This window comes from Arcicella aurantiaca (genome assembly GCF_003148625.1).
GTDB lineage: Bacteria > Bacteroidota > Bacteroidia > Cytophagales > Spirosomataceae > Arcicella > Arcicella aurantiaca.
In genome coordinates this window covers 57909-71566 of record NZ_QGGO01000020.1, presented here as the reverse complement: position 1 = coordinate 71566, position 13658 = coordinate 57909, and the positions used below count along the sequence as shown (strand labels likewise).

Genomic DNA, 13658 nt, shown 5'->3' with positions numbered 1-13658 from the left:
TAGCCTTGTTACCCAATACTCATTTTTGAGAAAAAGATTTAATCAATGTAAGTATATGAAATAGAATAATCTGCCCCATTTCGATTCGTCAGTCGAATAGTTCCAGAACCGCTACCTGCTCTAAAATCATTACTTTGTAGATACGTTGCCAAATTAGGGTCGTAGCTCAAATCTTCATCCCATAAAGTGACCAATACTTCATATTCAAAATTGAGGGTTAGGTTTACTTGCCAAGGTGTGCCACCTCCCGACATGGGGTTATTGGTATTTATTGTATCGGGAAACCTAATTGGTAAACCTGCATCACTTTGGCAAATAAGATAAACTTCATCATGCCCAGATTCTGAAGTCGAATTACAAGTGATAGTTGTAATTTTAATTGAATGTTTGCTCATAGTTAAATTGTTAAACGCTTAGAAAAATTTGATTATAAAATATTTTAATTGTTTTAAATTGATTCAAAAGGTAAGTGTTGAAGGGAATTTTATGTAGCTGAAAACTTTGTTAAAAGTAGTATATTCAATATATCAGGAATAATTAAAACCTAAAAAAACGCATTAAAACTTATTTTCCGTTACATATCATGCAATTAAAAAGGAGCAACCTTTATAAATCAAAATAAAACATTCTGATATAGAAGTAAAATTGGTATAGTTTGTGTATCTCTTGGTTAATCACTTTGGAAGTGACAAGTAGGGGTTGGGATTTAGGCATTAGGTGAATTGGTTAGTGAAGTTATACTCATTTAAAACGTTAGACTTAGCCCTTATGAGGGTTGTAACCCCTTATAAGTGGATACAACTAACTTAGTTCTACTTTGGCACTTTTAAAAAAAAGATAAAAATTTGTGCATTTACCGTTCAACTTCCCGAAAGTTTTGAACTTTCGGGAAGTTCTCCAAAAGTCAAATTTGCCCCATTTATTTAAAGTGCCAAAGTAGAATTAGTTAACCAATTCACCTAACCCCTAAATCCCAATGCCTACTTATAACATTTTAATAAAATTATCTTTTATCGCCAAAATTTACTTAACCTCAATTTGAAACACACCATCAAAAACCGCCAGCTTTGAAATCCTCTTTAATCAAAATCGTAGCACTTCTTAGTGTATTTGTACTATTCTCTTTCCATACAAAAGGGCAACTTATTACTATTGATAATGACATGAAAAGTAGAGATATTAACAAGAATATCTTGATTTATACCTATCCTGTCGATGTCACTCAAATAGCGAAAGTTGTTCATGCTAAAGATTCAGATTTTCAGAAAAATCAGAATAATCAAGATGTCAGTTATGGTTTCCATCATCAACATGGTTGGTGTAAATTCGTGATTAAAAATAATACGAATCACAATAAGTTTGTTCTCAATATTGAACAGTCGAGAGCCGATATTTTACAGCTTTTTATTGAAAAAGATAAGCACGTTATTGAATCTTTGCCAATACTCGGAAGGCATATTCCAATTGATAAGCGTATTTTTTATGACCGCAACTATGTTTATCCCATCATCATTCCGCAACACGCAACTTATACGTATTATTTGTATAGTAGTCGCAAATTTGGGCTACACGGCTGTGTAATTTCGCTGAAAACTGAGAAAAATTATGCCGAACATTTCGGCACTGCATCCAACCAATTTGGGTTTATTTTCGGAGCATCATTACTCACCGCTATGATGGGTTTGGTATTGTATTGGTTCATCAAAGACCGTATTTATCTTGTGTATAGTCTTTATTGTATCAGTACACTTTTGGTGGGTTTTTCAGATGCAGGATACGTACATAGCTATATTCATTTGCCGATTCTTCAACCCGCCATCAACATTGCTACTTGCATCAGTTTTTATCTATTAGTTGGCTTACATATCTGGTTCACGATTGAATTACTCAACATAAAATCCTATAAAAACAAGTGGTTTTATTATCTCGGTAAATATGCCACGTGGTTTTTTATTGGTTCGGCTTTCGTGTTATTTTTTCCATTACCATATCAGCTTATGTGGTGGTTGGTTTATATTTCATACTATGTTTTATTTTTTATGGATGCCTACATTGCCATTGCTATTATCAATGGTATTCGTCAAAAACACCCTTCAGTTTACTTCTACATGGTTGGTTTTTTTCTAACGCTTATTTTATTTACTATTCTGGTTTTAGCGAATCTAAATGTGATTGATGAGGTAAATAACAATGTAGAATTGTTTTATTTCACGCCTTTAGTAGAAGTTATTGTGGTGGTTTTTGGCTTAGTGATACGGTTTTCGGATAGTGTACAGGAGAAATTTATTTTTCAAAAGAAACTTTATGAAACCCAACAACAAATTATCACTTTGCAAGAAGACGAACGCACACGTATTGCCAGAGACCTCCATGACGATGTTGGTAATTCTTTGGCTGCTCTCAAAACCAAATTCATCTATGAACATCGAGTAAATGATACCCTCAAAACGCAACAAATCATAGACGATTTACGGAGCATTACACATAATATAATGCCTGCCAATTTTCAAGAATTTTCGCTTGAAAAAATGCTTGAAACCTTAATTAATAGATTTCAAAATCATTCAAAAATCTTGTTTGAATTTATAGTTGCAGGCGAATTAATGAGACTTGACTATAATCGTGAATTAGCTATTTATAGAATTGTTAATGAATTGATAACCAATACATTAAAACATTCTGATTGTAAAAATGTAACCCTCCAAATGATTTATCAGCCAGATAGCATCGTGTTGAGTTTTGAAGATGACGGACAGCCGTTTTCATTGACTGCACCAATATTAACCAGTAATAAAATTGGCATAAAAAGTATTTTGGCAAGGTTAGATTTCATTCAGGCCAATTTTAGCACAACTTCAGACAATAACGGGAACATTTTAATCATTGACATTCCTTATAAATTACATGAATAATTCAATAAAAATTTTAATAATCGACGACCATCGTCTGTTTAGTGATGGTGTAAAAACGATGCTCTCGGATATTCCACACGTAGAGATTATCAACCAAATAAATGATGCCCGTGAAGCCCTCAAAGAAGTAGAATTGATAATGCCAGATATTGTATTGATGGATTATAATATGCCCAATATGAATGGCTTAGAAGCCACTGAATTCCTTTTGAAGCACTATTCTGACCTGAAAATAATTTTTTTAAGTATGCACGAAGATAGCCATATCATCGAAAAAATTTACGCATCTGGTGCTTATGGATATGTATCAAAAACGGCAACCAAAGAAACTTTTTTAGAAGCTATAAACGTGGTATTGAATGGTAAAAAATACTTTGCAAAAAATATTATGGATATTGTCAATTCAAGCATTTCTAACAAAGTAAGACTTACCAAAAGAGAGTTTGAAATAATAGAGAAAGTGAAAGCTGGACTAACCACCAAGCAAATTGCAGAAACACTCTTTATTAGTCCTTACACCGTAGAAACTCACCGAAAAAATATCATTATCAAATTAGGCTTACGTGGCGAACAAGAACTTTTTAAGTATTTAATGAAGCATTAGATAAATTGCTAAAATTAAATAGACTTCCTGCGAAAGTGTTTTATGATTGAAAAATGGTATATTTTCGAGTGAAAATAGCGGGAATTTTGAAAGCATAGCAGAGAAATGGGGGGATGCCCAATCTTGAAAAATTTTCGCTATTGGTAGCCGAAAAGATGTTGTTTTACGACTTAAAACACTTTCGCAGGAAGTCTAATATAATAGAGAAGCCATACTTCTATAAGTCACTGAAAATTAACCAATTATTAAATAGTCATTGTAATTAAGTAGGGCTTGAGATTTAGTAGTATAACTCTGCTACAATCAGCCATCTTTATACCCATTCAGGCTTTTAATGCTTGGATGGGTATAAAATAAAGTAGCAAACGCCTGAAAATCTGTGCCTTACAAGAATAAATCGTCCATCGTTAATTCATTTTGAATACTTGACGTTGAATATTCATTGGGTTTAACGCCAAATGTTGTTAGCATGGTGAGAAAAATGGTTTTCCTTGTTCCCGTAGCTTCTTTAAATGCTTGTATTTTTTGACGGAGTTTGGCATCATAATCTTTCGAAATGACAAATTCATTGATTGAAAACTTTATCTCGAATAAATTGATTACTTGGTCCCGTCTTTCAATCACTAAATCTATTTGACTCCCTTTTTTTTCGTCATCGCCTTTGGTCTGCCATGAATAAGTATTGCTCGACACGCCACCTATGTTTAAAGCTCTTTTTATTTGTGGGACATGGGCAAAACATATTTGCTCAAAAGCAAGTCCCGACCATGTTCTAAAAGCTGGATTATCTATATTATTCAACCAAATATTAGGTTCATATTTCCCTGCTTTATCAATAAACCGAAAGTAAAAAAGGGTATAAAAATCTGAAATACAATAGACCGATTTTGCGGTTTTCAAGCCAAATTTTGGAAGTTTAGTGATAAAACCACTTTCCTCTAACTCGTTGAGCGTCTTGGTCATAGTTCCCCCTGTTGGAATTTGGGTATATTTCACCAACTCATCACGAGTCAATGCTCCTCCTTTACTGAACAGTGTTTTGAGAATTAATTCGTGTTTTTCTGCCTCTCTAAACAAAGACGAAAAAATATAAGTAAATTCAGTTCTTAGTTTTCCATCATTTCTAAAACACAAATCTTCAATATTTTGCATCGCACTTTTGCCTGCTTCAACTTGGTCTAAATAATAGGGAATTCCGCCCATAACCATATACAATTGAATGATTTGGTAGTGGTCTAAGACAATATTTTTTTGAGCGAAATAATGCTTAGTTTCTTGTAAATCAAATGGTTCTAACTTAATTCTTTCTGTAACACGATTATACAATCCTCCTGTATTTTTAATTAAATTATTAAGCATCCAAGATGCCGCTGACCCGCAAACAATAAGTAAAATGTCATTTTTAGCACTTGCCCAAGAGTTCCAGAAAAACTCAAGTCCCATCATGAAATCAGACTTTTTGGTATCCATCCAAGGCATTTCATCAATAAAAATCACCTTTTTACTCAACGATTTCTTGTTTTCCAATTCTTGAATAAGCATATTAAACGCTTCTAACCAAGTTGCTGGAACGGCATGAGTTTTAGCAAAATAGTTATTGATGAAAATTGTAAAATTTGTGAGTTGCTGTTTCGTATTTCCTTTGGCAAGTCCTGTGGCATAAAAATCAAAATCGTTATTAAAGTAGTCTCTTATCAAAAAAGTTTTACCAACTCTTCTTCTGCCATAAACTGCCAAAAATTCAGACTGTGTCGAATTCATTAATTTATCAATCTTCTGAATTTCTCTAACTCTACCAATTAGTTTCATATTTTTGCCTTTTTATTATTAGCCAAAAGTAGAAAAATAAAGTATTTTTGGCTAATAATATTTTTATTTTCAGCCAAAAAATAAAATAAAAACAGTTTTTGGCTGAAAATAATACTTTGTTTTTAATTTTTGTAACGTATTGGTTAAGAGTAAATAATTGAATTAAATAAAAATTTCAGAACAACTTGTTGTTTAGACTATAATTTAAAAATTTGACTATCAATAACTTACATCAATTTTAAACTCTTAAAAAAGCAGTAGGCTTGACCAATCTTGTAGCCCCGAAATTCATTTCGGGGTGAAAAAGACCAAATAAACCTTTAAATTTCCCATTTCTAAGATTCCTTATTTCCCCGAAATAAATTTCGGGGCTACAAAATCTCCCGAGCCTACGCAACATTGATTGACTTTTCCTTATTTCCCCGAAATAAATTTCGGGGCTACAAAATCTTCCGAGCTTACGGCTCTTTGCAGAATGAAATGAAAAATTTCTACAAAAAATCATGAACAACTGTTTATTAAACAGGAATGAGGAAGAATTTGAAAACGCTTTATTTACTTTTTAAGGTCACAAACTAAATCTTTTAATATTACTTTTGATTTTATTAGTTATTTGATGGTCAATGTATTTTGCGGTGTCGAAATTTTGGGGCATCAATAGCAAAATGTAAAATTTAGAAGAGATAAAATAGTTGTGAATAGGTTGGTAAAAATATTATTTTTTGTATTGCTTTTCCCCTTGGAAATGATAGCCATAAAGCCGTACCAAATTCTACATTTCGGGACGCAAAATGGATTATCATTTGGTAAGGTAAATAGTATTGTGCAAGATAAAAATGGGTTTATTTGGGTAGCAACAGATGATGGCTTGAATCGGTTTGACGGTATCAGTTTTAAGACTTTCAAGTTTGATGAAGAGAATAATCAAAGCCTTGCTGGAAATTATGTACAACGTATTTTTAGAGATGTTGATGGCAAAATTTGGGTTTCATCAAGAAAAGGGCTGACTTCGATTAATTTAGAAAACGAAACCTTCGTACAACCTAATAGCGTAAAGTTTGATGTTAGTCATATTATTGACGACAAAAAGGGGAATTTGTGGGTTTCCACCACTTTGAACGGGATTTACAAAATCAATAAAAAAGATAAAAAGGTCATCAATTATAATCAGAATGGATTAAAAAACCTTTCAAGTAATAGTATTTTGACTGTAAAACCAGATTCGCATGGTTTAGTGTGGATTGGAACGAATAGAAATGGTATAAATATTTTAAGTGATAGTTTTGAAAAATTATCTCTGATAAAAGTAAAAGGGCAAGAATTACTGAAAGACAGTCGTATCAATGCAATATTTGAAGATAGTTTTCAAAATATATGGATTGCTGCTTCTAATGGCATTTTCTATTTTAAAAGAACTAAAAATGAGATAGTTAAGCTGAATTTTAGCACAAAAACGAATACAAATATTTTCCTTTCGGTATTAGAAACTCACGATAAAACCCTAATGCTTGGTATTCAAGATGGAGGTTTATATAAATTAAATCTTAGGGCTGAATATTCTCCAAATACAAACATTGATATTCAAGAAGTTACGGATGAGAAAAGGAGTTTGTCAAATAAATCGGTGCAATCGCTTTATGAAGATAGGGATTTTAACGTTTGGGTTGGAACGTATGGCGATGGCATTTATATGCTTGGAAAACCGCAAGAAAGATTTGAAAAATATGGCGAAACTACGAAATTTAATTCCATTGAAACTTCCATAAAATATTATGGAATAACAGAAGATAATGAAGGATTTTTATGGCTTGGAACGGACGGAAACGGTATTTTCAAAACAACACTCGATGGTAAAATCGTAAAGCGATATGCTGTTGAAAATGGGAAATTGACCGACAATGCCATTTTATCTGCCTATAAAGACAGCCGAAATACGCTTTGGTTTGGGTCATATAAGGGTGGTTTGTATCGTTACAATAAAAAAACAGACTCATTTGAAAACTATAAATACACGCCAAATTCCCCCGATGGATTACCTGCCAATGATGTAAGAACCATTTTGGAAGACTCACAAAAAAATCTATGGATTGGTTTGAATGGTGGTGGTTTAAGCAAGTTTAATCCTGAAAATAAGACGTTTACAAATTTTAATCCGAGACAAAAAAACTTTATTTCAAGCGATGTAAGAGCAATTGTACAAGAAAAACAAGACGAACTTTGGATTGGAACGTATGGAAACGGTTTATTCAAATTTTACCCAAGTAAAAACAAATTTGTAGCGTATTTAGATAAAGAATTAAACCTTTCATTAGGCGTTATTTTATCGCTACACATCGACGTTCGACAAGTTTTATGGATTGGCACTCAAGAAAATGGACTTATTTCTTACAACCTCAAAACCAAAGAAATCAAAAAATACAATGAAAGAAGAGGTTTGTTAAGCAATACAATTCTTTCTATTAAAAGTATTGGAACTGAAAATTTATGGATTAGTACCAACGCTGGACTGTCTAAAATTGAAATTGCCACCGACAGAATTTATAATTTTGATACCAAAGACGGACTTCAGAAGGGCGTATTCAATGAAAATTCAGTTATTTACAACGCACAAAAAGGCTATATGTGCTATGGCGGTACAGGTGGTTGGAATTTCTTTTATCCAGAAAAGATAAATCAACTGAGCTATAAACCCCATTTAGTGATTTTGGGGATAGATTTATTTGGCAATTCCCAACGCATACAAAACAATTATATATCTATTCAGCACCTCAATAAGGAAATACCAAAAGTAACTTTAGAGTCGAATCAATCCGTTTTTGCCATTCAGTATAGAGCCATAAATTTTTCGTTTGCCGATGAAAACAAGTTTGCGTATATGCTTGAAGGGTTGGATAAAGATTGGCTCTATGTAAACAAACAAAAAGCAGCTATTTACCGATATTTACAACCTGGAACGTATATTTTTAAAGTAAAAGTTGCCAATAAAGATGATATTTGGTTTGACGATGATGCCCAATTGATGTTAGTTATTTTACCTCCGTGGTACAAAACTTGGTGGGCATATTTAATTTATACCTTTGCTTTGATGGGTGTAGTTTACTATTATCAACGTTATCGAAATCAACAGGCGGCACTACGTTATGAAATTGAAATTGCTAAAATAGAATCGGAGAAAGAGAAAGAAATCAATGAAAGAAAAATTGCTTTCTTTACCTATATTTCACATGAGTTTAGAACGCCTTTGACCTTGATTATCAATCCGTTAAAAGATATTGTTAATCATAAAAATAAAGATTTTGGTAGCTTAGGAATCGCTTATCGAAATGCCCGAAGATTGCTCAGTTTGGTTGACCAGTTACTCCTTTTCCGAAAATCTGAATCAGGGTTAGACGAATTAAATATGACCAAACTCAATCTAAACGAGTTGTGTAAAGAGGTGTATTTATGCTTTGTGAATCAGGCAAAAGACAAAAACATTTTCTATGAATACGTTTGCGAAAATGAAGATATTGAATTTTGGGGCGATAAAGAAAAATTGGAAATCGCTTTGTTTAATTTGATTTCTAATGCCTTGAAATTCACCAATGAAGGTGGCGACGTATCATTTATCTGTGAACAACGTCAGAACCAAATTACGATAAAAGTGAAAGACAGTGGCGTTGGCATTGCTAAAGAAACTGGCGAGCAATTGTTCCAAGTTTTTTATCAAGGGCGAAGTACAAAATCGTCTCAGGGCTTTGGCATTGGACTTTATTTAGCTAAAACCTATATCAATAAGCACGGTGGTAATATTAGTTATGTCAGTTCTGAAAAAGGCACAGAATTTACCATTAAGTTGCATAAAAATAAGGACTTATCTTTTCCTATTGAGATACCCAAAGTGGATGATTCAACAGATAATTTGATTTTGGAGGAATTGAATCATAATACACAAATTTTGGAAGTAGAAACACTTGAAGAAAACTTCGGTAGAATTGCTAATTCAATTTTTTCGCATCCCAAAACGATGGTTATTATTGATGATGATATTCAGATAAGAAATTATTTGAAACAGTTATTTTGTGACCAATTTAATTTGTTGGATGCCGACAATGGGCAAACAGGCTTGGCTCTTGTAGAAGAACATTTGCCCGATATTATCATTTGTGACGTGTTCATGCAAGGAGTTGATGGCATAGAAGTCTGTTCTGCATTGAAGCAAAACGATTACACGAAACACATTCCAATAATTTTGTTGACTGCTTCGAGTTCATTAGAAATTAAATTGCAAGGAATAGAATTGGGCGTTGATGATTTTATCAGTAAACCATTTGAAAAAGAGCTTTTGATAGCCCGAGTAAATTCTATTCTTAGAAATCGGAATGTATTACAAAAGTATTTTTTCAATGAAGTTACGCTTCAATCAAATACGCAAAAAATATCTCCAGAATTCAAGCAATTTATAGATGATTGTATAAAAATTGTGGAGAAAAATCTTTTAGAAAAAGACTTCAATGTGGGCAGTTTAGCGTCAGAATTATGTATAAGTCCTTCAAGTTTATACACTCGAATTAAATCAGTTTCTGGTTTAACGCCTAATGTTTTTATCCGATATATAAGACTAAGAAAAGCGGCAGTGATTTTGATTTCTACTAAACAAACCATTTCTCAGGTATCGTATGAGGTTGGTTTTAAGGATATTAAATATTTCAGAGAACAATTCACCAAGCTATTCGGTATAACCCCGTCGGCTTACTTAAAGAAATATCGAAAACCATTTCAGAATAAGGAATAAGTTATTCCTTATTCAAAACTTTGAAGCTAACTGCACGCCCTTGGTTTTGCCCAATTATCAATTTATTGCCAATAACCAAACTGCTACGAATATCTCCTTTTTGACTTAAATGACCTGCATATTCAAAATTGCCATTGGATATATTTTTTAGGATAAATCCTTTGTTGGCATCATAATCTCCAAATTTGGGTCTTGTATGAAGAAGGTTGCCGAAGAAAACTAAATCTTTTTTACCATCACGATTATAGTCGAGTTGGGCAATACTGAAAATTGGAGCAAATTGAGCTTGAATCGGGAGCGATTTCTCCTTGAATTTACCCGTTTCATCTTGACTAAAATACATGGTTTTCAAGCAATTAACTATTAGTTTATTTGCTCCTGAAAATGTATTATCGTTTAAAATTTCTGCCGAATTTGCATCTGCATAGCTTTTATAATCCGTAAATTTTGCTCTAAACTGAGGCAACTGCTCAAGTAATTCATCTCTGGATAAATATGGAAAAGAAACGCCCTGATTATAAGAAAAAAGGAGCGGGTCGATTGTACCATTTTTGTCAAAATCTCCATAAACTATCTCGATAGGTTCTTTTTGAGTGGCTTTTAGTTGTGCATTTAAACCCAAGTTCCCAACAATCATCTCTGGATTGCCGTCGCCATTAAAATCATCAATGAGGATTTTATTCCAAAAACCACGATAATTTTCATCAAAAAAGGTGTTTGTTACATCAATGAAATTACCTTTTTTTACCTTAAAAACGCTGATTGGCATTCCTTCACCTACAACGACCAATTCATTGATTTTATCTTTATCCAAATCGTACCAAACAGCATCCGAAACCATGCCTATGTTTTTCAATAATTGGGGAGTTTGGATTGTAAAAACGCCTTTACCATTGTTAATGAGTAGATAATTTTCGGGTGCGATTGGGTATTTTCCTACCGAAACTCGACTACCTACGAATAAATCAGGTTTTTTATCTCCATTTACATCATTTACCCGCACACAACTCGTACTCGTGAGCATAGCGGGTAAAACGGCTTTGGTAAAATGACCTTTACCGTCATTCAAATAAAGTCTATCTTGAAGAGCTGGGTCATTGGATTGATAATTTCCGTAACCGCCACTACAAACGTATAAATCGAGAAAATTATCGCCGTTGGCATCAAAAAAAACGGCGTCCGTATCGTAACAAAAACTATCATTTATAAAAGAAGATTGGGGTAGGGGAGTGAATGTCTCATTTTGGTTTTGTAGATAAATTGTACCCGACTGCCCTGTGCCACCACCGATATAAAAATCTTCTAATCCATCTTTGTTAATGTCAGCTTTTGCAATACAAGGGCCCGCAAACGACAAAGGATTGGTTATTAATCCTTGTCGTTTAAATTCTTTTGATTCTTCTTGTGAATGCACAAAGTCAAAATCATTGATTTCTTGAAAAATAGGAGAGAATGGAACATTTGAAGATACTGAAACCTTCGCATTTTTCTCGTAAATTTTAACTTTCTGATTCAGCTTTACTTGTTTTAAAAGTTCTGTTTTTCCACCTAACCAAGTAACTTTTATAGAATCATTTTTTTCGTTTTTGCCAAGTCCAAAATGTAAAGTATTACTCATACTCGACTGATAACCATGCGTTGGCATGGCTTCTTGATATTGCAATTGTCCATTCGACCAAACTGATATTTTTGTACCAATGCCGTTTCGATTGAAGTTTTCTCCGTGAAGTTCTATTTGTAAAAAATTATGCGTTTGTTCTGTGGTGTTTTCATAAACAAAGGCATCTTGATTGATATTATTTACCACTAAATCTAAATCTCCATCGTTATCTAAATCCGAGTATGCAGCCCCGCTACTAACCGCCTGTTGATTTGCCCCGCAAGATTCTGTAATATTTTGGAAAGTTAAATTGCTTTGATTTCTGTACAAATAATTGGAAATATGGCTCGACGGCATTTGTGAAACCAATTCCATTACTTTCTCTCGGCTCATATTCGTTTGATTTTCAGCAATAAAATTGTTCATATATTTCATAAAATCAAGATTGGTAAAATCTCTCAAAAAGCCGTTAGTAACATACAAATCCTTCCAACCATCATTGTCAAAATCTGCAAAAAGAGCCGACCAAGACCAATCTGTATTGGAAACACCCGCTAATTGCCCTATTTCTGAAAATTGGAGTTTTTTTGCAGAAGAATTAAGCGATTCTTGACTGACATTTAGCTGTAACATATTTCGCATATATTGTTTGCCAAAGCCCGAATTAACATGAAGGTCAAATTTATCGGCATTATCTGCCCCCAAAAGCAATTTTTGACGGTGATTATCTTCGGGTAGCATATCAAGCGTGTAAATATCCATATTACCATCGTTATTAATATCGGCAACATCATTTCCCATTGAGAATTGCGAAAAATGGTCGATGCTTTCGTTAATCTGATTGTCAAATCCACCTTTTTGATTATTGATATACAAATAATCAGGAGCTGAATAATCGTTTGAAATGTACATATCCTGCCAACCGTCATGATTGAAATCCGCCACGCCAATTCCTAAACCAAATGACGCAGGAGAACTATTGATATTTGATTCAATGGTAACGTCAGTAAAATGATGTTCTTTGTTGGCGTTAATGTCATGACGATATAACCTTGTGCCTGAAATAGGGTCATTCTGTTTGAGGATTTCTTTGGCAGCGGCAACATTCAATACAGGTAAATTTTGAATATTATGATTGAGCAAAACCACGTCTAAATCACCATCTAAATCATAATCAAAAAAACTTGCTTGTGTAGTAGTTGAGGTATTATCAAGTCCGTATTCTTTTGCCATATCTACAAAATGAGGAATTCCATTTTGATTATTTCCTTGATTGATAAAAAGTTGTTTGGTACGTAATTCTGGCGGAACATTTCCCGAATAACAAACAAAAATATCCAGAAGTCCATCGCCATTAACATCTGCCATAGTCGTTCCTGTTTTCCATCCTTCGGTTCTTCCTGCGACATTTGCCGACACCGTAATGTCTTCAAAAGTCATCTTTCCTTTATTGAGGTAAAGTTTATTTGACTCCATATTACTGGTAAAATAAACATCGTCCAAGCCATCGCCATTGACATCACCTACCGAAACACCCCCGCCATTATAGAAATATTCGTACAAGAGTAAGTTGTTTTGAGCATCTTCTTTGAGATTGTTTTGAAAAGAAATATGCGTTTTCTCTGAATCAAGTAAGGTAAATGAAACAGCGTTTTGGGGTTCACCCATTTTGCATTGAACCAATAAAAATACGCTAACAATAATGGCTGATACTTTCAAAATAATTTTCATGATATACCTAATTCAAGCACTAATCTTTAAAGGCAAAAAGATTGTAAACTTTTTCAATAATTTGAATAGGTGTGTTTATGGTTTTTCTCTACGATTTGTGAATACACCCCTTTAAAATATGATTAAAGGTAGTTACTAAAAGTAGTTGCAACGGAAAACCACACTTTGAATTGTGGATTTGCCCCCTCAGATATGTGAATTTGCCCCCTACGGCAATCTTTTAATAGT

The 13658-nt window shown here is 33.4% G+C and carries 6 protein-coding genes; 3 read left to right on the top strand and 3 right to left on the bottom strand.

The window, feature by feature from the left end:
• Positions 1-38: 38 nt before the first annotated feature.
• Positions 39-395, bottom strand: a complete 357-nt coding sequence (locus LV89_RS17070; protein WP_109744135.1) for a hypothetical protein — start codon at positions 393-395, stop codon at positions 39-41.
• 672 nt (positions 396-1067) lie between these two features.
• On the opposite strand from LV89_RS17070, the gene LV89_RS17065 reads away from it, so the two are divergent.
• Complete coding sequence (locus LV89_RS17065) at positions 1068-2912, top strand: sensor histidine kinase (protein ID WP_146199190.1); 1845 nt, start codon at positions 1068-1070, stop codon at positions 2910-2912.
• Positions 2905-3516 (top strand): response regulator, encoded by a 612-nt coding sequence (locus LV89_RS17060; RefSeq protein WP_109744133.1) that lies wholly within the window; start codon positions 2905-2907, stop codon positions 3514-3516. Before LV89_RS17065 ends, LV89_RS17060 begins: the two co-directional genes overlap by 8 nt.
• Positions 3517-3900: 384 nt before the next feature.
• On the opposite strand, the gene LV89_RS17055 is transcribed toward LV89_RS17060, so the two are convergent.
• Entirely contained in the window at positions 3901-5325 is a 1425-nt protein-coding gene (locus LV89_RS17055) for an ATP-binding protein (protein WP_109744132.1), read from the bottom strand.
• Between the two features lie 745 nt (positions 5326-6070).
• Here LV89_RS17055 and LV89_RS17050 point away from each other — a divergent pair.
• Positions 6071-10099, top strand: a complete 4029-nt coding sequence (locus tag LV89_RS17050) for a hybrid sensor histidine kinase/response regulator transcription factor (protein WP_109744131.1) — start codon at positions 6071-6073, stop codon at positions 10097-10099.
• Position 10100: 1 nt separating this feature from the next.
• Here LV89_RS17050 and LV89_RS17045 read toward each other — a convergent pair whose 3' ends face one another.
• Entirely contained in the window at positions 10101-13430 is a 3330-nt protein-coding gene (locus tag LV89_RS17045; protein WP_109744130.1) for a VCBS repeat-containing protein, read from the bottom strand.
• Between the last annotated feature and the right edge of the window lie 228 nt (positions 13431-13658).

Coding starts and splice junctions, on each gene's coding strand:
- LV89_RS17070 (WP_109744135.1), bottom strand. CDS start 395: ATGAGCAAACATTCAATTAAAATTACAACTATCACTTGTAATTCGACT.
- LV89_RS17060 (WP_109744133.1), top strand. CDS start 2,905: ATGAATAATTCAATAAAAATTTTAATAATCGACGACCATCGTCTGTTT.
- LV89_RS17055 (WP_109744132.1), bottom strand. CDS start 5,325: ATGAAACTAATTGGTAGAGTTAGAGAAATTCAGAAGATTGATAAATTA.
- LV89_RS17050 (WP_109744131.1), top strand. CDS start 6,071: ATGATAGCCATAAAGCCGTACCAAATTCTACATTTCGGGACGCAAAAT.
- LV89_RS17045 (WP_109744130.1), bottom strand. CDS start 13,430: ATGAAAATTATTTTGAAAGTATCAGCCATTATTGTTAGCGTATTTTTA.